We start from the raw sequence: 26,974 nt of genomic DNA, 5'->3' as shown, positions 1-26,974 counted from the left end.
GTCAATCTAATATTTAGCCGATATAACAAGCTTCTGCCACTGTACGCTTCCCGCGATTCGCGGCAACCTTTACTGATGGCGTTCGCGGCGGCAGGTAAACGGGTGCTCATCACGGGTGCCTCGTCGGGATTGGGGGCGGCCCTGGCGCGGCGGCTGGCCGGCCGGCGGGCGGTAGTGGGGCTGATAGCGCGCCGTCGGGACCGGCTCGGCGAGGTGCTGGCCGACTGCCGGCACACCTCACCCGGATCGGCCATGTTCGTGGCCGACCTTGCCGACACGTCGGCGCTGGGTGATCTGGCGCTGAGGGCCTGGGATGCGCTCGGCGAGATCGACGTGCTGATCAACAACGCGGCCACGCCCAAGCGGCGCAGCGTCGTGGCACTGGATCCGGACGAGGCCGAAGACGTCATGCGAGTCAACTTCTTCGCCCCGATGCGGATGACGCTGGCGTTGTTGCCGCGGATGCTGGTCCGCGGATCCGGCATGATCGTCAACGTGTCCAGCGTCGGTGGCCGGCTCGGAATCGTCCACGAAAGCGCTTACTGCGCAAGCAAGTTCGCGTTGTGCGGCTGGAGCGAGGCGATGGCCGTCGACCTGCACGGCACGCCGATCTCGGTGAAGCTGATCGAGCCGGGGCCGGTCGACACCGAGATCTGGGATCACGCGGGCAGTGAGGAGCCCCTCTACCGGGGGCCCAAGGTGCCCGCCGGGGTGGTGGCAGAAGGGATCATCGAGGCGCTGGGCAGCGCCACGTTCGAGCACTACCTGCCAGACATGAAAGCTGTCGTCGGCGCCAAGAACGCCGACCTGGATGCGTTCATCGCCGGGGCGGCGGGGATGGCGTCCCGATGAAGGCACTCGTCTACGGCGTGCCGCCGGAGCCTTTCGAGGTTCCCAGCGACGCCAACCCGCTGACCAAGAACCTGGCGCAAACCCCGACAGCTCTGCGCGATCTGCCGGATCCGGAACTGCCGCATGAGGACTGGGTGATCACCCGGCCGCGGCTGACCGGCATCTGCGGGTCGGACTCCAAGCAGATCCTGATGGACTTCGGCGCGGGCGACACCGACAACGCGATGGCGGCGTTCTGTTCGTTCCCCCAAGTCATGGGACACGAGGTGGTCGCCGACGTGGTGGCCCTTGGCCCCAAAGCCCGGGGGCTGCACGTGGGCGAGCGGGTGGTGCTCAACCCGTGGCTGTCCTGCGGGCCGCGTGGCATCCAACCGCCCTGTCCCGCATGCGAAGCCGGTGACTACAGCCTGTGCTGGAGTTTCGCCGACGGCGACATCAGGCCCGGCATCCACACCGGGGTGTCGGCCGACGTGACGGGTGGCTATGCCGAACTGATGCCCGCCCACGACAGCATGCTTTTCGCGGTGCCGGAATCGATTCCCGACGAGATGGCCGTGTTCGCCGACCCGTTCTCCGTGTCGCTGCACGCGATCACCCGCCACCCGCCGCCCCGCTCCGGCGCCGCACTGGTGTACGGGGCCGGCTCGCTGGGGTTGTGTGCGGTCGCGATACTGCGGGCGCTGTATCCCGACGTGGCCGTCGCGGTGGTGGCGCGCTTCGCCGCGCAAGCCGGGCTGGCCCGCAGGTTCGGTGCCGCGAAAGTCCTTGCGCACGAACCGCGAACGGCCGTCATCGAACAACTCGTCGACTGGGGCGGTGGCCGGCTGCGCCAGCCGTTGCAGGGATTGCCGATGGCTCACCCCGGCGTCGTCGACGTCGTCTACGACACCGTCGGCAAGCCCGAGACGTTCGAAGTCGGCGTCCGGGTCCTGCGATCGCGCGGGACGCTGGTGAAGGCCGGTGTTCATGCCCCCGGGCGCTGGGAGGACAGCCCGCTGTACTTCAAGGAGATCTCCTACGTCGGCTCCAACGCGTTCGGCGTCGAAGAGGTGGATGGGCAACGCAAGCACGCCATCGCCCACTACCTCGACCTGGTCGCGGCCGACCGGGTGGACCTGCGTCCCATGCTCACCCACACCTTCGGGCTGGAGCAGTGGCGGGACGCCTTTTTGGCGATCGCCAACCAGGGCGAGACCGGCGCGGTGAAGGTGGGGATCGACCAGCGCTAGGCGAGCGCCCCTGGGGAGCCGGTGATCGGCAGGTCGATCGGGGTGATGACACCCGGGCGGGCTTCGCAAAGGAACGGTATGGCGTTGACGGCCGCGACGGCCGTGCTGTCCATCAACACCGTCATCACGTCCTGCCCGGGTTTGCCGAACCGGATGGTCGCGTCGATGAGTGGTTCACCTTCGATCACCACACTGAATCCCTTGGGGTCGGCCCACTTCGGGTCGAGCGCGTCATCGCTCATGGTCCAGCAGATGGCCAGCTCGATCACCGGACGGCCACCACGATAGCCGCGATAGGTGCGGCGCTGGCCCCCGGCGGTGCCTGCGGCATAGTCCACCCAACCCAGATTCAAATCCCTTGTCAACACAGCGGGCTCGACGAATGCCTCCTTGGAGTCGAGCTCGACGCCCAGCATGGTGGCGATCATGTCCAGCGTCTCGAAGTAGCCGAGGCCGTACCGTTGCGTCGCCGGGTCGAGGTGCGTCACCCGCTCCCGGGGCGGTTTGCCGAACCCGAGTACCTTCCACACGTCCTGCACCGGATAGGTTGTGCAGTCCAATGTTTCGACGAGCTTGACGCTGTGGACCCGTCGACAGGCGCCGGTGAGGAAACCGGCGACGACGTTGATGAAGCCCGGCTCGAATCCCGTGCCCAGGAAGGTCGCGGACCCCTGTTGCGCCGCCTCCTCGAGCGCCGGGAGCTCGACCGGGTGATGGGTGCCGGTCAGGAAATCCCCCGTCGTGACGACGTTGATGCCGGAGCGCAGCATCCTGATCACCAGGTCGTAGTCGATGACGCGCGGCATGTAATTCACACAGTCCGGCCGAAGCTCGATCAACGCGTCGGCGTCGGTGGTGGCGAGAACACCGATCGGGGGCCGGTCGGCCAGGGCGCCCGCGTCGCGACCCACCTTGTCCGAACCGAAGGCGTGGACGCCCACGACCTCGAAGTCGTCGCGGTCCAGCAGGATTTCGAGCGCCCGCTTCCCGATGTTGCCGGTTGACCACTGAACCACGCGGTAGGGCGCCATGGCCTCAACCGTAACCCGGCGGTCTAGGCGGGCCGGGTGGCGCGATAGTAGGTGAGCCTGCCGACCACCCGCTGCCGGTGCGCGGTGACCTCGGTGCAGTCGAATCCGGCGCCGCGGAGCAGGCGCGGAATCGCCTCACCGAGGTTGCCGGCGGCGTGGTGGTTGCGCCTGATGAGCCGCGCCGTCAGGCCGTGCTCGGTGCTCACGTCGCCGCCGATGTCGACCAGGTGCAGGCTGCCGCCGGGGCGCAGCACCCGGAAGACCTCGGCCGCCGCGGCGGGTTTCGCGTCGTCGTTGATGTGGTGCAACATCATCGACGACAGCACCCGGTCGAATTCGTCGTCGGGGTAGGGCAGCCGCTCGGCGTAACCCTGTTCGAAGCGGACTGCGTTCGTCTTTCGCCGCGCCCGGTCGAGCGCGCGCGGATCGGGGTCGCATCCGACCGCCTCCAACTGGGGATGGTCGCGTTTCGCGCGAATGATGAGATTGCCGGTGCCACAGCCGATTTCCAGGACGCGACGGCAGTCGGTGAGCTCGGCCTGGGCGATCAGGGCCTCGTGGACCTTCGTCATGCCCAGCAGCCGCGAGATCAGGTCATAGCAGGGCAGCAGCGCGTCGTGGCCCGCGGCGGGCAGGTAGTCGTGTGGATGATGTTTGGTCACGTAATACATGGTGAACCGCTGAGCGGCCGCAGAATTGGGTGATTCTCGGTGGAAATGGGACTATTTTCGGCGGTATGACCCGTCCCGCCCGGTTGGTTCGGCAGCGCGCCGGAGTGCCGATCTACGCGTACCGCACCGATCCGGACACGCCGCCGGTGTCGGTGGTGCGCTCGGGTCCGCAGGATTTCGTCGAGCGCGGTCGCCACATTCACGACTTTCCCGCGCTGTGGTACCTCCCCGCGGTCGGGCGCCTCTACGTGGCGGCCGCCGGCCGGGTGCTCGACCCCGGGCGGCTGGACCTCCGCGACGCCGGTGTGGCGGTGTTCTTCGACCCGGCCGCGCTCGGGGAGGACGCGCGATCGCCGTGGCCAGCGTGGCGGGCGCACCCGCTGCTGTTCCCGTTCCTGCACGCGCAGGCCGGCGGCATCCTTTGCCTGGACCTGCCCGTCGCGCGGCGGGCGGCGTGGGACGCCGCGATCGGGTCGATCGAATCGGAACTGCGCGCGCGGCAGGACGGGTATCGGCAGGCGACTCTGGCGCACCTGACGCTGTTGCTGATCGACCTCGCGCGGCTGGCCGGACCGGTAGTGGCCGAGCTGCGGCGCAGTGGCGAACCGCTGCTGGCCGACGTCTTCGACGTGATCGAGCGGCGTCACACCGGGCCGTTGTCGCTGCGTGACGTGGCCGGCGAACTCGGCATGACCCCGGGCCACCTGACCACCGTGGTGCGCCGCCGCACCGGGCACACCGTCGGGCAGTGGATCACCGACCGCCGGATGGCCGCGGCCCGCGCGTTGCTGGCCGAATCGGACCTGCCGGTCGCCGAGGTGGCCAGGCGGGTCGGGGTGTGCGATCCCGGCTATTTCAGCCGGCTGTTCGCCCGCGCGCACGGGGCCTCGCCCCGCGAGTGGCGTCACAGGGAATCGATGTCCAACCAGTGATCGACCGGGGTAGTGTGCGGGGATCATGGCGGCCTTGGCTTGCACGGCCTCCGTGAAGATCCGCCGGCGCGTGAGCGCGGCGGCGGGCCTGCGCAGCTGCAATTTGCTGTGGGTGAGATCGCCGACGAAGACAGCCGGCTGACCCGCATCCAACCACAGCATCGAGGAGCCCGCACCCGCGCCACAACGGCGCGGCCCAACCGGAGCGGGCGCATCACGCGTTGGTGCGCAGATAGCTGTAGACCGATGCGAAGTTGCGGTTGACGTCCTCGGGGATCGGTACCGGTCCGCCGAGAGCCCTTGCGCCCCAGACTATTTGCGCCGTCCGCTCGACCAGCGCGGTGATGTGCAGCACTTTGTCGGGTCGCGGTCCCACCGCCACCAGACCATGGTTGGCGATCAGCGCCGCGCCACGGCCCTCGAGCGCCTTCACCGCGTTGGCGCCGACGTCGGGCGTGCCCGATGCGGCATAGTCGGCGCACCGGACGTCGCCGCCGCAGTACACCGCAAACTCGTCGATACACGCCGGGATCGATTGGTGGGCGATGGCGAACATGGTCGCCCACACCGGGTGACTGTGAATGACGCTGCCGATGTCGTCGAAGGCCCGATAACAGGCCAGGTGCAGCTGCATCTCCGAAGACGGGGACCGGCCCTCGGCCGCCTGCAGCACCGAGTCGTCCGCGCCGATGAGCACCAGGTCGTCGAGCTGCATATCGCGGTAGTCCACCGACGACGGGGTGATGACGACGTTGCCGTCGGCGCGCCGCGCCGAGATGTTGCCGGCCGTCCCCTCCACCAGGCCGCGGCGCAGCATGTCCTTGGCGGCGTCCAGCACGGCGGCTTCCGGGTTTTCGACGTACTTCATGGCCCCAGCACCTCCGGGTTGACGATGTGAATTGGGAGCTTGCCGGCCAGCAGCGCCTCCAGGTCGTCGGCCACCATCTGCGCCTGCCGCGCCTCCGTGTCGAAGGTCGCGCCCCCGATGTGGGGCGTCAGCACCACGTTGGGCATCGCCACCAGCGGGTGATCGGCCGGCAGCCACTCGCCGGCGAAGTGGTCGAGGCCCGCGGCGCCCACCTTGCCCGCGGCCAGGGCGTCGACAAGCGCATCGGTGTCGTGCAGCGCGGCGCGCGCGGTGTTGAGGAAGACCACGCCGTCGCGCATGGCGGCGAACTCGCGGGCACCGATCATGCCGGTGGTGTCGTCGGTGACCGGGGCGTGCATCGAGACCACGTCGGCCTCGCTCAGCAACTCGTCGAGGCTGTGCCGGGCGTCGGGGTTGTAGGGGTCGTGCGCGATCACCCTCATGCCCAGCCCGGACAACCGCCATTGCGTCGCCCGGCCGACGGCGCCGAGGCCCACCAGCCCCGCGGTGAGTCCGGCGATCTCGGCGGCGCGGAACCGCTGATATGGGATGCTGCCGTCCCGAAAGATGTTGCCGCTGCGCACATCCGCGTCCGCGGTCAGCACGTGACGGGTGGCGGCCAGCAGCAGGGCCACGGTCATCTCGGCGACGGCGTCGGCGTTGCGCGCCGGGGTATTGAGTACCGGGATGCCGGCCGCGGTGGCGCCCGCGATGTCGACGTTGTTGGGGTCGCCGCGGGTGGACGCGATCACCCGCACGCCCTGTTCGAACACCGGACCCCGCACCGAATCACCTTCCACGACCACGATTTCGGCGGATTCGCCGGCGATCCGCTCGGCCAGCTGCTCGGGACTGTAGATGCGCAGCGGGGTCTGCTCGATCCAGGGGTCGTACACCACGTCGGCCAGTTCGCGCAGTTTGGCGAAGCCCGCCCCCCGCATCGGGGCGGTCACCAAGGCGCGCGGTTTGGACGTCACGAGTGCCAATGCTGGCGTACGGTGACGCCCGTGTCACGCAAAGACGTCACAATCGGCATCGACGTCGGCAGCACCGCGGTCAAGGCGATAGCGGCCGACGCCGACGGCAACGTGACGGGTCGCGTGCGGATACCGCACGAGCTGCGGGTACCCGCACCCGACCGGCTGGAGCACGACGCCGAGGCGGCGTGGCGGCGTGGACCGTCGGCGGCGCTCGACGAACTGATCCGCCTGCCCGACATCGCGGCGGCGGCCGTTTCGGCGATGGTGCCGTCGATGACCGCGGTCGACGACGGCGGCGCGCCCATCACGCCCGGACTCCTCTACGGCGACGGCCGGGGCCGCACGCCGGGCGGCGACGCTCAGCCGCTGCCCGCCATCGGCGAGGCCGCGGAATTCCTGCGCTGGACGGCCGCCCACGCGCCGGGCGCCGCCGGCTATTGGCCCGCGCCGGCGGTGGCCAACCACGCGCTGTCGGGCCAGCCGGTGATCGACATCGCCACCGCCGCCACCGCGTTCCCCTTGTTCGACGGGACCGGGTGGAATCCCGAGGCGTGCGCCGAGCGCGGCGCGGCGGTCGAGCAGATGCCGCGGGTCAAGAGCATGGGGGCCGTCGTCGGGCAGGTGCGGGGCACCGATGCCGCATTGGCCACCGGCGCCATCGACGCGCTGTGCGAACAGATTGTCGCGGGCGCCGACCACGACGGCGACGTGCTCGTGATGTGCGGCACCACGCTGATCGTGTGGACCACCATCTCGGAGGCCCGGCAGATGCCCGGCCTGTGGACCATTCCGCACACCACCCCCGGCAAGAGCCAGATCGGCGGGGCCAGCAATGCGGGCGGGCTGTTCCTGGGCTGGGTGGATCGCGTTGTGGCAGCGGCAGACCCGGCCGCCGTCGAGCCCGGGCGCATTCCGGTGTGGGCACCCTATCTGCGCGGTGAGCGCACCCCGTTTCACGATCGGGACCGCCGGGGTGTGCTCGAGGCCCTGGATCTGACCCACGACGCCGCCGCGCTGCGGCGCGCCGCCTACGAGGCGTCCGGCTTCGTGGTCCGCAGGCTCATCGAACTCGGTGGGGCGCCGGTGTCGCGCGTCGTGGCCACCGGCGGCGGCACGCGGGTGGGGCCGTGGCTGCAGGCCATCGCCGACGCCACCGGGCGGCCCGTCGAGGTGTCCGGGGTGGCGGAAGGGGCCGCCCTGGGAGCGGCCTTCCTGGCGCGCATGGCGGTCGGCCTGGAGACGACCATCGCCGATGCCGCCCGATGGGCGCGCACCGAGCGCGTGATCGAGCCCGACCCCGCATGGGCGAGCGCGGTCGAGGATCGCTATCAGCGCTTCTGCGAGCTGGGAAGCCGCAGATGTAGCGCGGTGACACCAGCGGCGTTCTAGGCTGGTGCCATGACCGACCAGGACCGCAAAGCCGCCCGCCGCGAAATCGCGGACGCACTGTTGAAAGCCCTTGAGAGACGGCACGAAGTGCTCGACCTGATCGTGGAGGCCGACAACAAACCGGAGGCGATCAAGGCCATCGCCGATTTGCTCGGCACGTCGCACACGGGTGCCGAAGCGGTGTTCGGCCTGTCCTTCGACCGACTCACCAAGGATTCGCGCAAGACGATCCAGGCCGAACTCGAGGACCTGAACAAGCAGCTGAGCTTCACCCTGGGCGAGCGTCCGGCGAGCTCGGGGGACACCCTCGAACTCCGGCCGTTCTCGGCGAGCGAGGACCGCGACATCTTCAGCATCCGCACCGAGGACATGGGTGGTGCGTCGGGCGATGGATCCGGCGGCCAAGCCGGCAACCTCGACGACGAGATCAAAGCCGCGCTCGCACGTGTAGACGACGAAGAGGCCGCGTGGTTCGTCGCCGTCGACTCCGGTGAGAAGGTCGGCATGGTCTTCGGCGAGCTGTCCCACGGCGAGGTGCAGGTGCGCATCTGGATTCACCCCGAGCACCGCAAGCGAGGTTACGGCACCGCCGCGCTGCGCAAGTCGCGCTCGGAGCTGGCGTGGTGTTTCCCCGCAGCGCCATTGGTCGTCCGGGCGCCGGCCGCCAAACCCAACTAGGCGCTACGCTACTGCCGAGAAGTGTCGAAGTAGCGGGTCCGCACGGCCATGATCTCCACCATGCGTTGTCTTGATCGGTGCGTGTCACACCACCCCCTTGGTCAACGTGGCGGTGACGTATCTGATGTCGCCGAAGGCGGCCATCGAGGGTTGCTCGGGGAAATCAAAACCGTTGGCCGCGTAGAGTTCCGGCGTCGTGTGCACCGACGAGTCCCAGCCATGCCCGGACAGGTAGGTCACCACGTCGTGGCGTTCGCCTGGATAGATCAGCTCGGCCCAGTTGAGGTCCAGTCCCATGCGTCGCCAGCGCTCGCTGATCTCCCGGCCGCGCTTTTCGATGCGGCCGCGCATGTCAGGCACATAGCCGGTGCCGATCCTGCTGCCGTTGGCGGACAGCGCGGTGATGTTGTCGAAGAGGCGGTCCTGTGCCTCCGGCGGCAGATAACCGAGCAGCCCTTCGGCGCTCCACGCCGTGGGCGCGCCCGCATCGAATCCACTGCCGGTCAGCGCGGCGGGCCAGTCGTCGCGCAGGTCGACGCCCACCGCCCGCCGGTCGGCACTCGGGGTTGCGCTTAGATCGGCCAGGGTGCGGGTCTTGAACTCGATCACCCTGGGCTGGTCGATTTCATAGACCACGGTGCCGCGCGGCCAGGCCAGCCGGTAGGCGCCGGTGTCCAGCCCCGAGGCCAGGATGACCGCCTGGCGGATACCGGCGTCGGCGGCCTCGAGGAAGAACGCGTCGAAGAACCTGGTGCGGACCGCCATGCCCTCACCGAGTCGCCGCGGCGTGAACGCCGGATCGTCCTCGGGTGTGTCGATTTCTCCGTTCATCATCCGGATGAAGGCCTCGACGCCGACGGCACGCACCAACGGCTCGGCGAAGGGATCGTCGATCAACGGGTCGGGGCCCTTGGATGCCAGCGCCCGACGGGCGGCCACCGCGGTGGCGGTGGCGCCGACGCTGGACGCCAGGTCCCAGCTGTCGCCTTCTGATCGCTTGCTGTCGGTCTCCGGCATGGCAATCTCCTAGAGCAGGGTGGCGGTGAGGCTGACGATGTTGCGCAGCTGGGACTGCTCGTCGTCCGGGAACAGCCGGCCGTAGTCGGCGAAAAAGTCCCGCCGCGGCCGGGTGGACACCTCCCAGCCCCGGTCGGCCAAGTACTCGACGACGTTGCTGCGCTCGCCGTCGAAGAACAGCCCGGACAGGTCGATGTCGCACCCGATGTTGGCCCACCGCTGGTTGAACGCCTGTGCGCGTTCGCTCATGGTCGCGCCCGAATCGTCGCCGTGGTATTCGGTGGCCAGCTTGCTTCCGGGCGCGCTGAGCTCGGTGATGTTGTCGAAGAGCCGATCCTGCGCGTCGGGCGGCAGGTACATGAGCAGGCCCTCGGCGCTCCACGAGGTCGGTTGCGCCGGGTCAAACCCGCTGCGGCGCAACGCGGCCGGCCAATCGTCTCGCAGATCGACGGCAACGGTTCGCCGGTCCGCGGTCGGGGCGGCGCCCAGGTCCGACATCGCGGTGGTCTTGAAATCGACGACCTCGGGCTGATCGACCTCGTAGACCACGCTCCCCGGCGGCCAACTCAGCCGGTAGGCGCGGGCGTCGAGGCCGGCGGCCAGGATCACGGCCTGGCGGACCCCGTCCCTAGCGGCGTTGAGGAAGAAGTCGTCGAAGAAGCGGGTGCGCACGGCGATGGAATCGGTCTCCAGCCCCAGATCCTTGACGCTGCCGTCGTCGGCCTCGGTGACCTCACCGTCGACCAGGCGCCGGAAGAAATCCAGACCGACGGCGCGCACCAGGGGCGCGGCGAACGGGTCGTTGATGATCGGGTCGGCGGCCTCGCTGGCCAGCGCGCGGGCCGCGGCGACCATCGTGGCCGTGGCACCCACGCTCGAGGCTAAGTCCCAGCTGTCCTGGTCAGTGCGTGTCATGCTGCTCCCAAGTTATTTAGCAAATGCAACGAGTCAGGTGGAACTTTACGCCTCACGGCTTACGGCTTGCTGTGTTTCTTCCGCGCGTTGCGGCGGCCATCGAGGGGCCGACGCAAAGGCCCTGACCGGACCTGGGCGTACCAGCTGTTAGTCTCGTACACGGTTTGACGCGCTATTGATAAGTCGGCCGTACGTCCTGGCCTGCGGGTGTTGGGCGCGTGATGCAGGAAACCCCGGCTGCGCAGGAGGAAGAGTTGCTTTCCGCTTTCATCTCATCGCTGCGGACAGTCGACCTGAGACGGAAGATCCTCTTCACGCTTGGCATCGTCGTCTTGTATCGGGTCGGCGCCGCGTTACCGTCTCCCGGCGTGAACTACCCGAACGTCCAGCAGTGCATCAAGGAGGCCAGCGGCGGCGCGGCCGGACAGATCTACTCGCTGATCAACCTGTTCTCCGGTGGTGCGCTGCTCAAACTCACCGTGTTCGCGGTGGGGGTGATGCCCTACATCACCGCGAGCATCATCGTGCAGCTGCTCACGGTGGTCATCCCTCGGTTCGAGGAGCTGCGCAAGGAAGGCCAATCGGGCCAGGCCAAGATGACGCAGTACACCCGTTACCTGGCCATCGCGCTGGCCGTCCTGCAGGCCACCAGCATCGTGGCCCTGGCGGCCAACGGCGGGCTGCTGCAGGGCTGCTCGCTCGACATCATCGCCGACCAGAGCATCTTCACGCTGGTCGTCATCGTGCTGGTGATGACCAGCGGCGCGGCGCTGGTGATGTGGATGGGTGAGCTGATCACCGAGCGCGGTATCGGCAACGGCATGTCCCTGCTGATCTTCGTCGGCATCGCGGCACGCATCCCCGCCGAGGGCAAGCAGATCCTGGACAGCCGCGGCGGCATGATCTTCGGCGCCGTCCTGATCGCCGCGCTGATCATCATCGTCGGCGTGGTGTTCGTCGAGCAGGGCCAGCGCCGGATCCCGGTCCAGTACGCCAAGCGCATGGTCGGCCGCCGCATGTACGGCGGAACGTCGACGTATCTGCCGCTCAAGGTCAACCAGGCCGGTGTCATCCCGGTGATCTTCGCGTCGTCGCTGATCTACATCCCGCACCTGATCACCCAGCTGATCCGCAGCGGCGCCGGCGGCGTGGGCAACAGCTGGTGGGACAAGTTCGTCGGCACCTACCTGTCCGACCCGAGCGATCCCGTGTACATCGGCATCTACTTCGGCCTCATCATCTTCTTCACGTATTTCTACGTCTCGATCACGTTCAATCCCGACGAGCGTGCCGACGAGATGAAGAAGTTCGGCGGCTTCATTCCCGGCATTCGGCCGGGCAAGCCAACCGCCGATTACCTGCGTTTCGTGCTGAGCCGCATCACGCTGCCGGGTTCGATCTACCTTGGCGCGATTTCGGTGCTGCCCAACTTGTTCTTGCAGATCGGCAACAGCGGGGCGGTTCAGAACCTGCCCTTCGGCGGTACCGCGGTGTTGATCATGATCGGCGTGGGCTTGGATACGGTCAAGCAAATCGAGAGTCAGCTCATGCAGCGCAACTATGAAGGGTTCCTCAAGTGAGAGTCGTTTTGCTGGGCCCGCCGGGGGCGGGCAAGGGAACGCAGGCCCAGAAGCTCTCGGAGAAGCTGGGGATCCCGCAAATCTCCACCGGAGAGCTGTTCCGCAGCAACATCGAGAACGGCACCAAGCTCGGCCTGGAGGCCAAGCGCTACCTGGACGCCGGCGACCTGGTGCCCTCCGAGTTGACCAACCAGCTCGTCGACGATCGGCTGAACGACTCGGACGCGGTCAACGGTTTCATCCTGGACGGGTATCCACGCTCGATCCAGCAGGCCAAAGCGCTGCACGACATGCTGGGACGGCGGGGGACCGACATCGACGCGGTGCTGGAGTTCCGGGTCTCCGAAGACGAGCTGCTGCAGCGGCTGAAGGGCCGCGGGCGCGCAGACGACACCGATGACATCATCCTGAACCGGATGAAGATCTACCGCGACGAGACCGCGCCGCTGCTGGATTACTACAGCGACCGACTCAAGACGGTCGACGCCATCGGCACCATGGACGAAGTGTTCGCCCGCGCGCTGCAGGCGCTGGGCAAGTAGGGATGAACCCGCTGGCGCGGCTGCGGGGTCGCAAGGTGGTGCCGCAGCGCAGCGCCGGCGAACTCGACGCGATGGCCGCGGCGGGCGCGGTGGTGGCGGCCGCATTGCAGGCGGTCCGCGCGGCCGCGGTTTCCGGGGTGTCGACCCTGAGCCTGGACGAAATCGCCGAATCGGTGATCCGGGACGCCGGCGCGGTGCCGTCGTTCCTGGGCTATCACGGCTACCCCGCATCGATCTGCGCGTCGGTCAACGAGCGCGTGGTGCACGGGATTCCCTCGGCCGCCGAGATCCTGGCACCCGGTGATCTGGTGTCGATCGACTGCGGCGCGGTGCTCGACGGCTGGCACGGTGACGCCGCGATCACCTTCGGGGTCGGGACGCTGGGTGCGGCCGACGAAGCCCTGTCGCAGGCGACCCGGGAATCGCTGGAGGCCGGGATGGCGGCCATGGTGCCCGGTAACCGGCTGACCGATGTGTCGCACGCCATCGAGATGGGCACGCGCGACGCCGAGGCCCGTCATTCGCGGGCGTTCGGGATCGTGGAAGGCTACGGCGGCCACGGCATCGGCCGCCAGATGCACATGGACCCCTTCCTGCCCAACGAGGGCTCTCCCGGACGCGGCCCCCTGCTGGCCGCCGGGTCGGTGCTGGCCATCGAACCGATGCTGACGCTGGGAACCGGCAAGACCGTGGTGCTCGACGACCAGTGGACGGTCACCACTACCGATGGGTCGCGGGCGGCACACTGGGAGCACACCGTCGCGGTCACCGACGCCGGGCCACGCATCCTGACCTCGGCTTAGTGGCCGACTAGCCTTGAACTAAACGCCCACTCACCTCGTTTCCCGGGCAGGAGGTGATCGAGTGGCTCGGGTTTCTGGCAGTCGTGGGGCGACCGGCGTTGCGGAGGCCGCTCTGATGAAGGCGCTCTACGACGAACACGCTGCGGTTCTGTGGCGGTACGCGCTGCGGCTGACCGGGGACGCGAGTCAGGCCGAGGATGTGGTCCAGGAAACGCTGCTGCGGGCGTGGCAACACCCCGAGGTCGTCGGCGACACCGAGCGCTCGGCGCGGGCCTGGTTGTTCACCGTCGCCCGCAACATGATCATCGACGACCGGCGCAGCGCGCGGTTTCGCAACGTGGTCGGCTCCACAGACGTCTCGGGTGCGCCCGAACAGTCCACGCCGGACGAGGTCAACGCGGCGCTGGACCGGTTGCTGATAGCGGATGCGATGACGCAGTTATCCGCCGAGCACCGAGCGGTGATCGAACGGTCCTACTACCGCGGCTGGACCACCGCACAGACTGCTGCAGACCTGGGAATCGCAGAGGGAACGGTGAAGTCGCGACTACACTATGCCGTGCGGGCGTTGCGGCTCACTCTGCAGGAACTTGGAGTTACCCGATGAGGGGCTCCGAATGCGCGAGGGGTGAGAGAGATGGATGAAATGAGGACGCCGGTGCGCGATGTCGGCCCTCCCGAAGACCGTTACGCGATGTGGGATGCCGCATACGTGTTGGGCTCTTTGTCGGCCGCGCAACGGCGCGAGTTCGAGACGCACATGGCGCACTGCCCGGCCTGCCGGTCCGCCGTGGCCGACCTCAGCGGTGTGCCGGCCCTGTTGTCACAGCTCGACCGTGACGAGGTGGCCGCGATCGACCAATCCGCTCCGGCCCCGGAGATGTCTGCGGAGTTGCTGCCGTCCCTGCTGGCGACGGTTCGTTGGCGGCGGCGCCGCACCCGGATAGCGACCTGGGTGGCGTCGGCGGCCGCGGCCGCGGTGCTGGCCATCGCGGTGTTCGTTGGTCTGCACGGGTGGTCGTCGACTCCGACCCAGCAGGTGACCGCGTCGTCGGAGCCGATGGCGCAGGTGGGCACCAGCCTGCTGACGTCGACGATCGCCGTCAGCGGCCAGCACTGGGGAACGTCCATCAATCTGCGCTGCGTGTGCCTGGCTCCGCTGACCGCGCACCATGACACGCTGGCGATGGTCGTGTTGGGGCGTGACGGCAGCCAGACCCGGCTGGCGACCTGGGTGGCCGTGCCCGGCCACACGGCGACGCCTGCGGGGGCCATCTCGACTCCGGTCGACCAGATCGCCGCCGTGCAGGTGGTTGCCGCCGACACCGGGCAGGTCCTGTTGCAGCGTTCGCTGTAACCACCGCGCGGTGAACTCAACGCGCTCGCGTGTCGTTACACAGGCATGCCAAGGACCCACCGCGCGGCCGGGATTCGGGACAGCGTCGATGCCGTTGTCATCGGAGCCGGGCCCGCGGGTCTGGCCGTCGCACGCCAACTCGACCATCGGCACGGTGTCGCGGCGCTCGTGCTCGACCGTGCCGCGGCCCCAGCGATCTCGTGGCGCAGGCGTTATGACGACTTCCGCCTCAACACGACCGGGTTCTTGTCTCACCTACCGGGACAACGTATCCCGTTGAGCGCCGGCCGTTGGCCCACCAAGGAGGACATGGTCCGCTACTTCGATCGCTACGCCGTGCGGCAGAAGATCCCGCTCGTGCTCGGGTGCGAAGTCCAGACGGTCGAACGTGGCGGGGGAGCGTGGCAGCTCGACACATCGTCGGGCGAAATCCGTTGCCGGACAGTGATTCTGGCGACAGGAAACTATGGGGCGCCGGTCGCCCCGCACTGGCCCGGGGTGGACGGCTTTCAAGGCGAGATCGTTCATTCCGGGGACTTCGTCAACGCGTGGCCCTACCGCGGCCGCGACGTCCTCGTCGTCGGCGCGGGTAACTCCGCCGCCGACATCGCCGTGCAGCTGGCCAACGACGGCGCCCGCCGGATCTGGCTGGCGGTACGCACACCGCCGCACCTGGTGCGGCGAGCCATCGGCGGGTTCCCGTCGGACATCTTCCTCGAGCTGTCCGCACGGGTCCCCGCCCGCGTGGTCGATCCGCTGATCGCCCGCGCGACCCGCCTGATGTGGGGCGACCTGTCCCCCTACGGTTTTCAGCGGCCCAGCGTCGGCCTCAAAGCGACTGTCGAGACACGGGGTCGCATTCCCACGCTGGCCGACGGGCTGGTCGACGCGGTGCGGGCGCGGCGCGTCGAAGTCGTCGCCGCCGTCACCGGGCTGGAATCCGATTCCGTCCTCCTCGCCGACGGCACATCGGTGTCCCCGGAGGTGATCATCGCCGCAACCGGGTTCGAGACCAACCTGCGCGGATTGGTCGGCCACTTAGGCGTCCTCGACGAGCACGGCAACCCGCGCGGCGGCTTCGCGTGCCACGTCGGCGAGGGAATGTTTGCGATCGGATACGGAATTCCGCCGAATGGTCCGCTGCGGGCGATCCGGCTGGCCGCCACGCCTCTGGCCGCGCAGGTGGCCGGCTACCTCAGGCGGTCGCAGGACAGCGAACAAATGGCTTCGGTTTAAGGAACGCGAATGGCTCTGCTCACCACCGAACGCACCTTCTATCGCGGCGACGCCGGTTACGAAACGGTCCGCCACGATACCGTATGGAACGGCCTTGTGCCGGAACGATTTCCGGATGTCATCGTGCAGGCGAGCGACACCGACGACGTGGTCTCGGCGCTGCGTTATGCGCAGGCGAACGGGCATCGCGTCGGGGTATGTTCGGGCGGGCGCAGCTGGGTCGCCAACCACCTTCGCGACGGCGGCCTGCTGCTGGACGTCAGCCGCCTCGACCACTGCAGCGTCGATCCGGAACGGATGACCGCGGACGTCGGCCCGGGAAAGGTCGCCAGCGTCTTCGCGGCCGAACTCGACGCGCAGGACATGTTCTTTCCCGCGGGCCATTGCGAGGGGATCTGCCTCGGTGGTTACCTGCTGCAAGGCGGCTACGGCTGGAACAGCAGGGCACTGGGACCGGCGTGCGAGAGCGTGCTCGGGCTGGAGGTCATCACCGCCGCCGGCGAGCGGATCTATTGCGATCCCGAGAACCACCCCGAGTTGTATTGGGCGGCACGCGGTTCGGGCCCCGGCTTTTTCGGCGTGGTGACCTCGTTCAAGCTACGGGTCTATCCTCGGCCGGCGGTCTGGGGCACCTGCCTGTACATGTACCCGATCGAACTCGCCGACGAGGTCTTCACGTGGGCGCGGTCGATCAGCGGCGAGCTCGACGACCGGGTCGAATTGCAAATGCATACCGCCCGTAGCTTCCCGGGGGCCGGCCTCGACCAGCCGGGCATCACGATCGCCTCGCCGGTGTTCGCCGATACGGCGGAGGAGGCGGTCAAAGCCCTTGCGCCGCTGGGCAGTTGCCCGGTAGTCGATCAAGCGATCGTCAGCCTTCCCTACGCGCCGACCACCCTGGCCAACTGGTACACGGCCGTGATGACCAGTTACCCGAAGGGCCACCGGTACATCGCGGACAGCATGTTCACCTCGGCTTCCGCCGAAGAACTTCTGCCGGGCATCCGCCGGATCATCGAAACCATGCCGCCCCACCCGTCACACTTCATCTTCACGGGCTGGAAGACGTCGCCGAGCCGCACCGACATGGTGTACGGCCTCGAAGACGAGATCTACATGGCGCTGTACACCATCTGGCAGGATCCGGCCGACGACGAACGGTACCGCGACTGGGCCGCGTCCAACATGACCGCGATGTCGCACCTGGCGACCGGCATCTCGCTGGCGGACGAGAACCTGTGCCGGCGCCCCGCGCGATTCATCACCGAGCCGAACATGGCGCGGCTGGACCGGGTGCGCTCGGCTTACGACGCCGATGGCCGGTTCCACAGCTATTTGACACGTATCTAAAAGGGCTGGCATCCATGGTGATTCCACTCTCGCAGTGAACTGAAGTTACCCGCGGGTCGTGTCACTGGCATCGTCATGAGTTAGGTGAGTAGATGTCGAGGCAACACCGGGTGGTCGACCACATCGTCGAGCATCTCGCGAGGACCGACGCCGGTTACATATTCGGCGTCGACGGCGCCAACATCGAAGATCTCTACGATGCCGCACACTTCTGCGTGGACATCACCGCCGTGTTGGCCAAGCACGAATTCTCCGCGGCCACCATGGCCGACGGGTACAGCCGCAGCGGCGCCGGCCTGGGCGTAGTGGCGGCGACGTCTGGCGGGGGCGCCCTCAATCTCGTCCCCGGCCTTGGAGAATCGTTGGCCAGCCGCGTCCCGGTGTTGGCATTGGTCGGCCAGCCGGCGACGACGATGGACGGGCGGGGCAGCTTTCAGGACACCAGCGGCCGCAACGGCTCGCTGGACGCCGAGGCCTTGTTCTCGGCGGTATCCGTCTGGTGCCGGCGGGTGCTGACGCCCTCCGACATCGTCACCGCCCTGCCGGAGGCCATCGCGGCGGCACGCGGCGGCGGCCCGGCCGTCCTGTTGTTGCCCAAGGATATTCAGCAGAAGCCGGTAACCGTCATCGATTACGACGGGCATAGCACCGGCGGTACGGCGGCGGCGCCGCGGATCGGTGATCTGTATCCGGTACTGCGCGCGCTACGCGCCGCCGACGGACCGGTCACGATCATCGCCGGCGAGCAGGTGGCCCGCGACGATGCCCGCGTCGAGCTGGAGACGCTGCGCGCGATGCTGCGCGCTCGGGTGGCATGCGTGCCCGACGCCAAAGACGTCGCGGGCACGCCGGGTTCGGGTTCGTCGTCGGCGCTGGGCGTGACCGGTGTCATGGGGCATCCCGGCGTGGCGGAGGCGGTCGCTGACAGCACGGTGTGCCTGGTGGTGGGCACCCGCCTGTCGGTGACGGCCCGGGCCGGCCTCGACGACGCGCTGACGGCGGCGCGCACGGTCTCGATCGGGTCGGCGGCGCCGTACTTCGAGTGCACCCACGTGTACACGGACGACCTGCGGACCTCGTTGCGCATGGTGGCCATGGAACTGTCCGGGCGCGGGAGGCCGAGGGGCCTGCGAGTGCCCGATTTCGTGACCGACACCGAACTCAGCCCGCCACCCTGCCGCGGTCCGGGTGTCCGCTACCGCGATGCGCTCAGCGTGCTGGACCGGGTGCTACCCGACGGTGTGGACATCGTCGTCGACGCGGGCAACACCGGTGCCGCGGCCATTCATCATCTGCCGGTGCGGCGTGGCGGACGGTTCGCCGTCGCACTCGGCATGGGGGGCATGGGCTACAGCTTCGGAGCCGCCATCGGGATGGCTTTCGGCCGTGCCGCGGGCGGCCGGCTCAGCCGGCGCACTGTCGTCATCGCCGGCGACGGCGCATTCTTCATGCACGGCATGGAAGTTCACACAGCGGTGCAGTACCGGCTGCCGGTGACGTTCGTCCTGTTCAACAACAACGCCCACGCCATGTGCGTGACCCGCGAGCAGTTGTTCTACAACGATCTATACAGCTACAACCGGTTCGGCCCCAGCCGGCTGGGTGCCGGGTTGGCGGCGATGTTCCCGGGGCTGTCGGCCATAGACGTGGCCGATGTCGGCGCACTGGCTGCCGTGCTCGAAGGGGCGATGACCGCGGATGGACCGTCGGTGATCAGCGTCGAGTGCTCCGCCGACGAAATCCCACCCTTCGCAACATTTTTGAATCAGCAAGCGACCAAACTCATTGGCCGACCGACACCTCACAAAGGGGAAAGATCAGATGTCCCTGCCAGCGCTTGACGACATTCACGTTCACACCGGCACCACCGAACCGATCGAGGGGCTGGTCCGGATCGAGACTTCGCCCCTGGAGAAGACCGCGCCGATGTTCATGGCCCAGATGCGGTCGATGTACCCGCACGACGAGGTCTTCGGGCAATACTGCACGGTCAGCGACTACGTCGACTGCCCACCGGAGGAGTTGTTCGAATACCTGGCCGATACGCGCAGCCTCGAGGAGTGGACGTACACGCTGCGCGGCTTCACCCCCACCGACGAGCCCGGGCTGTGGCTGGCCCACGACCGGTTGCTCCCAGACACCAAGATCTTCACCCGAACCGTCGCCAACGCCCAAGCGGGCACCGTCGACTACCACTGCGCCTGGGACCAGGGCGAGCACCTCTGGATGATCTACCTGATGCGGGTCGTCGGTGCGCAGATGGTGCTGAACAAGCCCGGTTCCGTTGTGCTGTGGACCAACTGCCGCCACCCCTTCTACGACAACAACCCGTACACGCACGCCGCGCCGCCGGACCGGACGGGCTGGGTGGGTGACTTCTGGGACATCTTCGGTGCCGGCCACGGGGTGGAATTGCACAACCTCAAGACGATCGCCGAGTACCGCCACCGCAACGGCCTGCCGATCACGCCGGTCTGGATGAGATGAGCGCCACACGATGAAGCAACCAACCGCGAGCCTGACCGACGTCTCCACCTACCTGCCCGGAAAACCCATCGGCGCAAGCTATTACGCGCAGTTCGCCGGCTCGGACGAACTGGCCGACAATCTGATGTTCCGCGCCCCTGAATTCCGCCATCACGTCGCGGCCGACGAAACCGCCGTCGACATGGTCGAGCGGGCCGCCGCGGGCGTCATCGAACGAAACGGCCACGACGCCATCTCCAACGTGGACGTGCTGATCACCCACACTCAGATGCCCGACATGCCGTTCTACGGTGCGGGTGGCAGCATCGCGCACCGCCTGGGCATGCGACCCAACTGGGTATTGGATCTGCACAACGGCGGTTGCGCGGCGTTCCTGCTGGGGCTCAAGGTGGCCCGCCGGCTCCTGACATCCGGCGAAGGGCGCACCGCACTCATCGCCGTCGCGCAGAACGCCGCCGGACAGATCTTCGACCAACCCGGCGTGCGGGCGAAGGCACAGTCGTCGGTGCCCGGTGACGGTGCCGCCGTGGGCCTGGTCACGCTGTCGGACGATTCACCGATTCTCGACGTCGAGTGCCGCACCTATGGCGAATACGCCGGGGACATGACCATCGCCGTCGACCCGCCCCGCAAATGGTGGCAACCCGGACCGGGTGAAGGCTGCATCGGTTTCACCGAGAGCAAGATCACCAAGGTGTTGGCGCGCGGCAACAGGCAGGTCCCCGAAGTCGCGCTGGCGGTCTGCGACCGTATCGGGTTGCCCTCCAAGGAGATCGATCTGCTGGTGACCAACCAGCCCAATCGGGTGTTTCTGCGCAACTGGCGCGAGGCGCTCGAGGTTCCGCCCGAACGTCATCGCGACACCTTCGACGAATGCGGCAACCTGTTCGGCGCCGGCATCCCGATCAACCTGGACCGGGCGATATCCGACGGTCAGCTCAAGACCGGCGACGTGGTGATGATGGCGGCTTTCGCCCACGCCGGCGACTTTGCGGGTGCTGCCGCGGTCCGCTGGGGCGGGCGAGACTGATGTCGGCCGTGCTGGAAGCGAACCCCGCCGAGATGGGCGGCGCGCTGCCGGACGCGATCGATCCGCTGGCGCTGTCGCTCAACGAGAACCCGTTCCCGCCGCTGCCGGCCGTGCGCTCGGCGTTGATCCGCTCGATCGACGCCGCCAACCGTTATCCCGAATTTCGGCCCGAACGGATGCGGACCCTCGTCGCCGGTCACGTCGGGGTGGGCGACGAGCAGGTGGTGCTCGGAGCCGGGGCGAGCGGGGTGGCGATGCAGGTCTTGCACGCGGTGACGCGGCCCGGTGACCGAGTCGTGTTGAGCGAGCCGACATTCGACGGATACCCGATCTTCGCGCGGATGGCGCGCCTGACGCCCATCGCCGTTCCGCTCGACCAATCCGGCCACCACGACCTGCAAGCCATGGCTGCGGCGGCGGCGGGCGCCAACGTCGTCGTGCTGTGCCGGCCGCACAATCCGACCGGCACGATGGAGCCCGTCCCGGAGGTGGAACGATTCCTGCGCCGCGTGCCAGCCGACACTGTCGTGCTGCTCGACGAGGCCTATATCGAGTTCGTCGCCCCCCAGCACCGCGTCGGCGGGCCTGATCTGGTGCGGCGCTTCCCCAATGTCGTGGTGCTGCGCACGTTCTCGAAGGCCTATGGCTTGGCCGGACTTCGGATCGGGTACGGGTTCGCGGCGCCGGAGCTCGCCGCGATCCTGTGGAAGATGCAATTGCCGTTCGGCATGGGGATCACCAGCCTGGTCGCGGTGGCCGCGTCCTACGCGGCCGACGACCAGTTGCGCCAACGCATTCTGCGAATCGCCGGTGAGCGGCAGTATTTGTCCCGGCGCCTCGCCGCGTTGGGGGTACGCACCACCGACGGACACGCCAACTTCGTCTACCTACCGCCCGTAGGACGGCACTGGCAGCAGGTGTTCGGCGAGGCCGGACTGAGAGTCCGGCATTACCCAGACGGAGGCGCACGCATCACCGTCGGGAGCCGCGCATCCACCCGCGCGGTGCTAGCCGCGGTGGCAAAGTCACACGCCTGAGGAACCAAAGTGCGGTATGAAAGGGCGTGGCCCCTTCAGCATCCGACAAACCCGATCCGATCGCACAGGCCAGGGCGAACTGGACGCGTGCCGGCTGGGGCGACGTGGCGCCGGGCATGGTTGCGGTGACGTCCGTGATGCGGGCTCACCAGATTCTGCTCGCCCGCGTCGAGAATGCGCTGCGCCCCTACGACTTGAGCTTTTCCCGCTTCGAGCTGTTGCGGCTCCTGGCTTTCAGCCGCAGCGGCGCGCTGCCCATCACCAAGGCCTCCGACCGCCTGCAGGTTCACGTCACCAGCGTCACGCACGCGATCCGTCGGCTGGAAGCCAACGGGCTGGTGCAGCGGGTGCCCCACCCCACCGACGGGCGTACCACCCTCGTGCAGATCACCGATCTCGGCCGCTCGACCGTCGAGGACGCCACCATCACGCTCAACGAGCAGGTGTTCGCCGACATCGGGATCGATGCCGACGAGTCCGAAGCGCTCGTGTCATCCATTGAGACGCTGCGGCGCAACGCCGGCGACTTTTGAACCTCGCGCCGACGTCCTACGTGGTAGCGGTAGGAGGTCTGCGATGAATCCTCGCCCTGCGCGGAATTAACACCGATGCCGCTTCGTGTCCTCGTCGTCGGTGCCGGTGTCGGCGGTATCTCCGTTGCCCGGGGACTCATGCGCGACGGGCACGATGTCACCGTGTTCGAGCGACGCCCGGATTCGCAGCCGGGTGGGGGTGCCGTAACCATTTGGCCCAATGGCGCAAGGGTTTTGGGCCAGCTCGGTGTCGATATGGACGGCGCCGGGCAGCTACTGTCCACGGTGCGCGTCACGACACCGACCGGTCGCCGGATCACGACTGTGGACTTGACGGTGATCACGGCGCGGTTCGGCGCGCCGGTCCGGATGGTCCCGCGTCGGCTCCTGCTTGGACGCCTGCTGGAAGGGTTTCCCGCAGAGCGCATCCGGTTCAACCGCCGCGCCGTCGGTTTCGTCAACACCCGCAGTGGGGTTCGGGTCGAATTCGACGACGGCAGTTCGGCCGAAGGAGACCTGCTGATCGGCGCGGACGGTCTGCACTCGCGGGTCCGTGATTTCGTCGGCGGTCCGGCCGCGCGGCCCACGGGCTGGTGCAGCTGGCAGGGACTCGTGACGCTTCCGGGCGACGTCGACAGGAACGTTGCGCTCATGATCATCGGCGAGCATGGAAACCTCGGGTTGTGGCCGGCGGGAGGAACGAACCTGCAGTGGTGGTTTGACCTGCCGTGGTCGTCCGATTTCGTCCGACCGCGACGTCCGGTCGACATGGTGCGCTCCCACTTCACCGGGTGGTCCGATCTTGTCGACCGCGTGCTAACGACATTGAACGATGAGGACCTTGCCCCGTCGCCGTTCCCGCATTTCCGGCATCCGATTCCCCGCGCGGGCCGTGGCGCCGTCACGCTGCTCGGCGATGCCGCACACACCATGCCGCCCACCCTTGCGCAGGGGACCAATCAGGCGCTGCTCGACACGATGGTGTTGCGCAAGGCGCTTTCGGATCTCGACCGGACACTCCTGCCCGACGGCAGGAGTCATCTCGCGAGCGCGCTGCGCTGGTACGAAAAGACCCGGCGACGCCAGGTCAAGGCAGTGTCCTGGGTGACCACGCAGCAGGTGTCGCGCAGCGAGTCCGTGCTGAAGCCCGCGGCAATGATCTCCGACCGGTTCATGACGTGGGCTTTGGCGGCGTTCCTGCACAGGGTGAGTCACAGCCGGATGTCCCGGGAGATCAGTCGAGGCCTCGGGGCCACCGCGCCCGCACGCGTCTGGTCAGAGGTGAGGTGATGTCGTCGATCGCCAAGTTGCCGCCCCCGCGGCTGGCCCGCGCTGTCGAATGGATCCGCCACCGCCTGTATCGGCTACATCAACGGCTGGTCCCCCCGCCGGCGGCGATGATGGAAATGATCACGGCCACGTGGACTTCGCAGGCGATCACGGTGGCGGCGCAATTGGGCATCGCCGATGCTCTGGCCAATGGCCCACTGCCGATCGAGGAACTGGCGGGTCGGGTGGGCGCGGACGCCGACGCGCTGCGACGGTTGCTGCGCGCACTGATCGGCCGCGGAGTTTTCCAACGCCGGCGCGACGGCCGCTATGGGCTGAATCCGCTTGCGGCGACGCTGTGTTCGGATGCGCCGGTGTCGACAACATCCGCGGCGCAGTTCTATGGGTCGCGGGAGCAGCGCGAACGCTGGACCCTGCTCGTCGATTCGGTCCGCACCGGTCTCTCCGTCGTCCCGGCGCTGCACGGTAAGGACAGCTTCGCGTACTTCGCCGACCAGCCGGAGCTCGCCGAGCTCTTCAACCAGACGATGACCAACATTTCGGAGCTGACCACCGCGTCCGTGGTCGCCGGTTACGACTTCAGCGCCTACCCCACGATCGTCGACGTCGGCGGTGGTCACGGCCCGCTGCTGGCCGCCGTCCTCGCGGCGGCGCCCGCTTCCCGCGGCGTGCTGTACGACCTGCCCTCGGTCGTCGCGAGCGCGCGCCCGTTTTTCGAAAAGCACGGTGTCGCCGACCGGGTGCGCATCGCGGAGGGCTCGTTTTTCGACACCGTTCCGGGTGGCGGCGACGCCTATATCCTCAAGAACATCATCCACGACTGGCGCGACGACATGGCGGTCCGGATCCTGCGCAACGTTCGCGCAGCGGCCGGCCCGCAGGCCAGGGTGCTGCTGGTCGAGATGGTCATCCCGGAACACAACCGCGACTTCCCGGGAAACTGGGTGGACCTGGAGATGCTGCTGAATCTGGGCGCTCGCGAACGCACGGCGGCCGAGTACCGACACCTGCTGAGCCAAGCGGGGTTTGAGATGACCAGGATGGTACGGACCGCTTCGCCGCTGAGCGTGGTGGAAGCCAGGGCCGCGTAAGTTCAGCTGCCGCGCAGCATCTCGATGACCGCGCTGAAGTCCTTGTCGGCGTGGTCGGCGGCGAATTTCGCGTAGATCTCGGCGGCGTGGGTACCCAGCGGCGCCGCCGACCCGCTGGAGGACACCGCGTCCATCGCCAGGCCCAGGTCCTTGTTCATCAGCGCGGTGGCGAAGCCCGGTTTGAAGTCATTGTTGGCCGGTGAGGTCGGGACCGGGCCCGGCACAGGGCAATTGGTGTGCACGGCCCAGCAGTTGCCGGTCGCACCGGTGATGACGTCGAATAGGGACTGGGCGGACAACCCCAACTTCTCGGCCAGGATGAACGCCTCGCCGATCGCGATCTGCTGCACCGCCAGCACCATGTTGTTGCACACCTTGGCGGCCTGCCCCGCTCCGGCCGCGCCGCAGTGAATGACCTTGCCCGCCATGGGTTCCAGCACCGGCCGCGCCCGCTGCAGGGCGTCCCCGTCACCCCCCACCATGAACGCAAGCGTCCCGGCGACGGCACCCTTCACCCCGCCCGACACCGGTGCGTCCAGCTGCGCGACGCCGTTCGATTCCGCCAGCGCATGGACCTCGCGGGCATCGTTGACCGAGATCGTGGAGCTGTCGATGAACAACGCGCCGGGTCGCGCCGCGGGCAGGATCTCCGCGTAGCAGCGTTTGACCAGCTCGCCGTTGGGCAGCATGGTGATGACCACGTCCGAGCCGGCGACCGCGTCGGTGGCGCTCCCGAATCCGGTGACCCCGGCCTCCGTCGCCGCCGACATCGCCGCCGGCACGGGATCGAATCCGCGCACCGCGTGCTTGGCCGCAACGAGGTTCGCCGCCATGGGCCCGCCCATATGACCCAGGCCCAGGAAGGCCACCGTCAGGTGCTCGGTCATCTGCAAGACCTTTCTACGCGTTTGCGCGGACCCGTGCGGCTTCGGCCCGGCCGATGACCACCCGCATGATTTCGTTGGTGCCCTCCAGGATCCGGTGCACGCGCAGATCGCGGACGATCTTTTCCAGACCATACTCGCGCAGGTAGCCGTAGCCGCCGTGCAGCTGCAGGGCTTTGTCGGCGACCTCGAAGCAGGTGTCGGTGACGTAGCGCTTGGCCATCGCGCACAACTCGACCTTGTCCGGATCGTCGGTGTCCAACGCATTGGCCGCCCGCCACAACATCATTCGCGACGTCTCGAGGCCGGTCGCCATGTCGGCCAGGGTAAACCGGATGGTGGGCTCGTCGAGCAGGGACGACCCGAACGCCTGCCGATCGCGGACGTAGGCGCCGGCCTTGTCGGAGGCGGCCTGGGCGCCGCCGAGCGAGGACGCGGCGATGTTGAGCCGGCCGCCGTTGAGGCCCTTCATCGCGATGCCGAACCCGGCGCCCTCGCCGTCGGCGCCGCCCAGCATCGCGTCGGCGGGCACCCGTACCCCCTCCAGGATCACCTGCGCGGTGGGCTGGGCGTGCCAGCCCATCTTCTCCTCGAGCGAGCCGAAACTCAGCCCGGCAGTGCCCTTTTCGACAACGAAGGCCGATATGCCGCGCGGCCCCTCATTGCCGGTCCTGGCCATCACCACGTAGACGTCCGAGGCGCCCGCGCCGGAGATGAACTGCTTGACGCCGTCGAGCACGTAATCGCCGCCCTGTTTGACCGCACGGGTACTCAGCGCGCTGGCATCGGAACCGGCGCCGGGCTCGGTGAGGCAGTAGCTGGCGATGACGTCCATCGAGGCCAGCCGCGGGACCCAATCCTTGCGCTGCTCGGCGGTGCCGAAGGTGTCGATCATCCACGCGCACATGTTGTGGATGGACAGAAACGCGGCGGTGACCGGGTCGGCGATGGCCAACTGCTCGAAGATGCGGACCCCGTCGAGCCGGCGCAGACCGCTGCCGCCGACATCCTCGCGGCAGTAGATCGCCGCCATGCCGAGATCGGCCGATTCGCGCAGCACGTCGACCGGGAAATGTTTGGCCGCATCCCATTCCAGGGCGTGCGGGGCAATGCGCTTGGCGGCGAACGCGGCGGCCGTCTCGGTGATCACCCGTTCGTCGTCATCGAGGGTAAAGGAAGCCATAAAGCAGTC

At 68.1% G+C, this 26,974-nt stretch carries 27 protein-coding genes and 1 pseudogene; 19 read left to right on the top strand and 9 right to left on the bottom strand.

Annotated features, from left to right (window positions below; translation table 11 throughout):
- Window positions 1–75 precede the first annotated feature (75 nt).
- Window positions 76–852, top strand: coding sequence for an SDR family NAD(P)-dependent oxidoreductase (locus AC5Y4H_RS09040; RefSeq protein ID WP_499980497.1), 777 nt, complete (start codon window positions 76–78; stop codon window positions 850–852).
- Window positions 849–2,081 (top strand): zinc-dependent alcohol dehydrogenase, encoded by a 1,233-nt coding sequence (locus AC5Y4H_RS09035; protein WP_499980492.1) that lies wholly within the window; start codon window positions 849–851, stop codon window positions 2,079–2,081. The genes AC5Y4H_RS09040 and AC5Y4H_RS09035 overlap by 4 nt, the downstream gene beginning before the upstream one ends.
- Here AC5Y4H_RS09035 and AC5Y4H_RS09030 read toward each other — a convergent pair.
- Both AC5Y4H_RS09030 and AC5Y4H_RS09025 read right to left on the bottom strand, forming a co-directional pair.
- Entirely contained in the window at window positions 2,078–3,112 is a 1,035-nt protein-coding gene (locus tag AC5Y4H_RS09030; RefSeq protein WP_499980490.1) for an NAD(P)H-dependent amine dehydrogenase family protein, read from the bottom strand. The genes AC5Y4H_RS09035 and AC5Y4H_RS09030 overlap by 4 nt on opposite strands.
- 23 nt (window positions 3,113–3,135) lie before the next feature.
- Window positions 3,136–3,774: a class I SAM-dependent methyltransferase gene (locus AC5Y4H_RS09025; RefSeq protein ID WP_499980487.1), complete on the bottom strand. Its 639-nt coding sequence runs from the start codon at window positions 3,772–3,774 to the stop codon at window positions 3,136–3,138.
- A 74-nt stretch (window positions 3,775–3,848) separates the two neighbouring features.
- Here AC5Y4H_RS09025 and AC5Y4H_RS09020 point away from each other — a divergent pair, with 74 nt between their 5' ends.
- Window positions 3,849–4,715, top strand: a complete 867-nt coding sequence (locus AC5Y4H_RS09020; RefSeq protein WP_499980483.1) for a helix-turn-helix transcriptional regulator — start codon at window positions 3,849–3,851, stop codon at window positions 4,713–4,715.
- Here the strand turns inward: AC5Y4H_RS09020 and AC5Y4H_RS09015 are convergent.
- The 3 genes and pseudogenes from AC5Y4H_RS09015 to AC5Y4H_RS09005 form a co-directional block, all read right to left on the bottom strand.
- A pseudogene (locus AC5Y4H_RS09015) lies at window positions 4,716–4,952 on the bottom strand (MBL fold metallo-hydrolase); the annotation flags it as partial.
- On the bottom strand, window positions 4,930–5,583 hold the full coding sequence (locus AC5Y4H_RS09010) for an L-fuculose-phosphate aldolase (RefSeq protein ID WP_499980480.1): 654 nt from the start codon (window positions 5,581–5,583) through the stop codon (window positions 4,930–4,932). The pseudogene AC5Y4H_RS09015 and the gene AC5Y4H_RS09010, both read right to left, overlap by 23 nt.
- Window positions 5,580–6,560 (bottom strand): NAD(P)-dependent oxidoreductase, encoded by a 981-nt coding sequence (locus AC5Y4H_RS09005; RefSeq protein WP_499980478.1) that lies wholly within the window; start codon window positions 6,558–6,560, stop codon window positions 5,580–5,582. Before AC5Y4H_RS09005 ends, AC5Y4H_RS09010 begins: the two co-directional genes overlap by 4 nt.
- 30 nt (window positions 6,561–6,590) lie before the next feature.
- Here AC5Y4H_RS09005 and AC5Y4H_RS09000 point away from each other — a divergent pair, with 30 nt between their 5' ends.
- Together AC5Y4H_RS09000 and AC5Y4H_RS08995 are read left to right on the top strand one after the other, a co-directional pair.
- Complete coding sequence (locus AC5Y4H_RS09000; protein WP_499980476.1) at window positions 6,591–7,952, top strand: xylulokinase; 1,362 nt, start codon at window positions 6,591–6,593, stop codon at window positions 7,950–7,952.
- A gap of 9 nt (window positions 7,953–7,961) precedes the next feature.
- The gene (locus AC5Y4H_RS08995) at window positions 7,962–8,630 is read left to right on the top strand and encodes a GNAT family N-acetyltransferase (protein ID WP_499980475.1); all 669 of its coding nucleotides are present in this window, start codon (window positions 7,962–7,964) and stop codon (window positions 8,628–8,630) included.
- Window positions 8,631–8,714: 84 nt separating this feature from the next.
- Here the strand turns inward: AC5Y4H_RS08995 and AC5Y4H_RS08990 are convergent, their stop codons facing one another.
- The gene (locus AC5Y4H_RS08990; RefSeq protein ID WP_499980473.1) at window positions 8,715–9,647 is read right to left on the bottom strand and encodes a class I SAM-dependent methyltransferase; all 933 of its coding nucleotides are present in this window, start codon (window positions 9,645–9,647) and stop codon (window positions 8,715–8,717) included.
- A gap of 9 nt (window positions 9,648–9,656) precedes the next feature.
- On the bottom strand, window positions 9,657–10,562 hold the full coding sequence (locus AC5Y4H_RS08985) for a class I SAM-dependent methyltransferase (RefSeq protein WP_499980471.1): 906 nt from the start codon (window positions 10,560–10,562) through the stop codon (window positions 9,657–9,659).
- Between the two features lie 254 nt (window positions 10,563–10,816).
- Here AC5Y4H_RS08985 and secY point away from each other — a divergent pair, with 254 nt between their 5' ends.
- The 14 genes from secY (at window position 10,817) to AC5Y4H_RS08915 (ending at window position 24,898) form a co-directional block, all read left to right on the top strand.
- The gene (gene secY / locus AC5Y4H_RS08980; RefSeq protein WP_499980745.1) at window positions 10,817–12,142 is read left to right on the top strand and encodes a preprotein translocase subunit SecY; all 1,326 of its coding nucleotides are present in this window, start codon (window positions 10,817–10,819) and stop codon (window positions 12,140–12,142) included.
- Window positions 12,139–12,684 carry an adenylate kinase gene (locus tag AC5Y4H_RS08975; RefSeq protein ID WP_499980469.1) on the top strand — a complete coding sequence of 182 codons (546 nt, stop codon included), beginning with the start codon at window positions 12,139–12,141 and terminating at the stop codon, window positions 12,682–12,684. The genes secY and AC5Y4H_RS08975 overlap by 4 nt, the downstream gene beginning before the upstream one ends.
- A 2-nt stretch (window positions 12,685–12,686) precedes the next feature.
- Complete coding sequence (map, locus tag AC5Y4H_RS08970) at window positions 12,687–13,487, top strand: type I methionyl aminopeptidase (RefSeq protein WP_499980466.1); 801 nt, start codon at window positions 12,687–12,689, stop codon at window positions 13,485–13,487.
- Window positions 13,488–13,548: 61 nt separating this feature from the next.
- Window positions 13,549–14,094: a sigma-70 family RNA polymerase sigma factor gene (locus AC5Y4H_RS08965; RefSeq protein ID WP_499980464.1), complete on the top strand. Its 546-nt coding sequence runs from the start codon at window positions 13,549–13,551 to the stop codon at window positions 14,092–14,094.
- A gap of 39 nt (window positions 14,095–14,133) precedes the next feature.
- Window positions 14,134–14,844, top strand: a complete 711-nt coding sequence (locus AC5Y4H_RS08960; RefSeq protein ID WP_499980743.1) for an anti-sigma factor family protein — start codon at window positions 14,134–14,136, stop codon at window positions 14,842–14,844.
- A gap of 45 nt (window positions 14,845–14,889) precedes the next feature.
- Window positions 14,890–16,080: a flavin-containing monooxygenase gene (locus tag AC5Y4H_RS08955; protein ID WP_499980462.1), complete on the top strand. Its 1,191-nt coding sequence runs from the start codon at window positions 14,890–14,892 to the stop codon at window positions 16,078–16,080.
- Window positions 16,081–16,089: 9 nt separating this feature from the next.
- Window positions 16,090–17,430 carry an FAD-binding oxidoreductase gene (locus tag AC5Y4H_RS08950; RefSeq protein WP_499980460.1) on the top strand — a complete coding sequence of 447 codons (1,341 nt, stop codon included), beginning with the start codon at window positions 16,090–16,092 and terminating at the stop codon, window positions 17,428–17,430.
- 92 nt (window positions 17,431–17,522) lie between these two features.
- On the top strand, window positions 17,523–19,271 hold the full coding sequence (locus tag AC5Y4H_RS08945) for a thiamine pyrophosphate-binding protein (RefSeq protein WP_499980457.1): 1,749 nt from the start codon (window positions 17,523–17,525) through the stop codon (window positions 19,269–19,271).
- A complete protein-coding gene (locus AC5Y4H_RS08940) occupies window positions 19,252–19,917 on the top strand; it encodes an SRPBCC family protein (protein ID WP_499980456.1) in 666 nt (221 codons plus the stop codon). The genes AC5Y4H_RS08945 and AC5Y4H_RS08940 overlap by 20 nt, the downstream gene beginning before the upstream one ends.
- A gap of 10 nt (window positions 19,918–19,927) precedes the next feature.
- Window positions 19,928–20,947, top strand: a complete 1,020-nt coding sequence (locus tag AC5Y4H_RS08935; protein WP_499980455.1) for a 3-oxoacyl-ACP synthase III family protein — start codon at window positions 19,928–19,930, stop codon at window positions 20,945–20,947.
- On the top strand, window positions 20,947–21,984 hold the full coding sequence (locus AC5Y4H_RS08930; protein ID WP_499980452.1) for a pyridoxal phosphate-dependent aminotransferase: 1,038 nt from the start codon (window positions 20,947–20,949) through the stop codon (window positions 21,982–21,984). The genes AC5Y4H_RS08935 and AC5Y4H_RS08930 overlap by 1 nt, the downstream gene beginning before the upstream one ends.
- A 26-nt stretch (window positions 21,985–22,010) precedes the next feature.
- Window positions 22,011–22,517, top strand: coding sequence for a MarR family winged helix-turn-helix transcriptional regulator (locus AC5Y4H_RS08925; protein WP_499980448.1), 507 nt, complete (start codon window positions 22,011–22,013; stop codon window positions 22,515–22,517).
- Between the two features lie 75 nt (window positions 22,518–22,592).
- Window positions 22,593–23,807, top strand: a complete 1,215-nt coding sequence (locus AC5Y4H_RS08920; RefSeq protein WP_499980445.1) for an FAD-dependent oxidoreductase — start codon at window positions 22,593–22,595, stop codon at window positions 23,805–23,807.
- Window positions 23,807–24,898 carry a methyltransferase gene (locus AC5Y4H_RS08915; RefSeq protein WP_499980442.1) on the top strand — a complete coding sequence of 364 codons (1,092 nt, stop codon included), beginning with the start codon at window positions 23,807–23,809 and terminating at the stop codon, window positions 24,896–24,898. Before AC5Y4H_RS08920 ends, AC5Y4H_RS08915 begins: the two co-directional genes overlap by 1 nt.
- A gap of 2 nt (window positions 24,899–24,900) precedes the next feature.
- Here the strand turns inward: AC5Y4H_RS08915 and mmsB are convergent, their stop codons facing one another.
- Window positions 24,901–25,785, bottom strand: a complete 885-nt coding sequence (gene mmsB, locus AC5Y4H_RS08910) for a 3-hydroxyisobutyrate dehydrogenase (RefSeq protein WP_499980439.1) — start codon at window positions 25,783–25,785, stop codon at window positions 24,901–24,903.
- Window positions 25,786–25,798: 13 nt separating this feature from the next.
- On the bottom strand, window positions 25,799–26,965 hold the full coding sequence (locus AC5Y4H_RS08905; protein WP_499980438.1) for an acyl-CoA dehydrogenase family protein: 1,167 nt from the start codon (window positions 26,963–26,965) through the stop codon (window positions 25,799–25,801).
- Between the last annotated feature and the right edge of the window lie 9 nt (window positions 26,966–26,974).

The organism is Mycobacterium sp. NGS58 (genome assembly GCF_059812385.1).
The sequence above is the reverse complement of the archived record's forward strand: the minus strand, read 5'-3'. Positions and strand labels throughout refer to the sequence as shown.

Bases quoted from the DNA above. Each gene is read 5' to 3' on its own strand.
- AC5Y4H_RS09040 (WP_499980497.1), top strand. From the start codon at position 76: ATGGCGTTCGCGGCGGCAGGTAAACGGGTGCTCATCACGGGTGCCTCG.
- AC5Y4H_RS09035 (WP_499980492.1), top strand. From the start codon at position 849: ATGAAGGCACTCGTCTACGGCGTGCCGCCGGAGCCTTTCGAGGTTCCC.
- AC5Y4H_RS09030 (WP_499980490.1), bottom strand. From the start codon at position 3,112: ATGGCGCCCTACCGCGTGGTTCAGTGGTCAACCGGCAACATCGGGAAG.
- AC5Y4H_RS09020 (WP_499980483.1), top strand. From the start codon at position 3,849: ATGACCCGTCCCGCCCGGTTGGTTCGGCAGCGCGCCGGAGTGCCGATC.
- AC5Y4H_RS09010 (WP_499980480.1), bottom strand. From the start codon at position 5,583: ATGAAGTACGTCGAAAACCCGGAAGCCGCCGTGCTGGACGCCGCCAAG.
- AC5Y4H_RS08995 (WP_499980475.1), top strand. From the start codon at position 7,962: ATGACCGACCAGGACCGCAAAGCCGCCCGCCGCGAAATCGCGGACGCA.
- AC5Y4H_RS08990 (WP_499980473.1), bottom strand. From the start codon at position 9,647: ATGCCGGAGACCGACAGCAAGCGATCAGAAGGCGACAGCTGGGACCTG.
- AC5Y4H_RS08985 (WP_499980471.1), bottom strand. From the start codon at position 10,562: ATGACACGCACTGACCAGGACAGCTGGGACTTAGCCTCGAGCGTGGGT.
- map (WP_499980466.1), top strand. From the start codon at position 12,687: ATGAACCCGCTGGCGCGGCTGCGGGGTCGCAAGGTGGTGCCGCAGCGC.
- AC5Y4H_RS08960 (WP_499980743.1), top strand. From the start codon at position 14,134: ATGAGGACGCCGGTGCGCGATGTCGGCCCTCCCGAAGACCGTTACGCG.
- AC5Y4H_RS08955 (WP_499980462.1), top strand. From the start codon at position 14,890: ATGCCAAGGACCCACCGCGCGGCCGGGATTCGGGACAGCGTCGATGCC.
- AC5Y4H_RS08950 (WP_499980460.1), top strand. From the start codon at position 16,090: ATGGCTCTGCTCACCACCGAACGCACCTTCTATCGCGGCGACGCCGGT.
- AC5Y4H_RS08945 (WP_499980457.1), top strand. From the start codon at position 17,523: ATGTCGAGGCAACACCGGGTGGTCGACCACATCGTCGAGCATCTCGCG.
- AC5Y4H_RS08940 (WP_499980456.1), top strand. From the start codon at position 19,252: ATGTCCCTGCCAGCGCTTGACGACATTCACGTTCACACCGGCACCACC.
- AC5Y4H_RS08935 (WP_499980455.1), top strand. From the start codon at position 19,928: ATGAAGCAACCAACCGCGAGCCTGACCGACGTCTCCACCTACCTGCCC.
- AC5Y4H_RS08930 (WP_499980452.1), top strand. From the start codon at position 20,947: ATGTCGGCCGTGCTGGAAGCGAACCCCGCCGAGATGGGCGGCGCGCTG.
- AC5Y4H_RS08920 (WP_499980445.1), top strand. From the start codon at position 22,593: ATGCCGCTTCGTGTCCTCGTCGTCGGTGCCGGTGTCGGCGGTATCTCC.
- AC5Y4H_RS08915 (WP_499980442.1), top strand. From the start codon at position 23,807: ATGTCGTCGATCGCCAAGTTGCCGCCCCCGCGGCTGGCCCGCGCTGTC.
- mmsB (WP_499980439.1), bottom strand. From the start codon at position 25,785: ATGACCGAGCACCTGACGGTGGCCTTCCTGGGCCTGGGTCATATGGGC.
- AC5Y4H_RS08905 (WP_499980438.1), bottom strand. From the start codon at position 26,965: ATGGCTTCCTTTACCCTCGATGACGACGAACGGGTGATCACCGAGACG.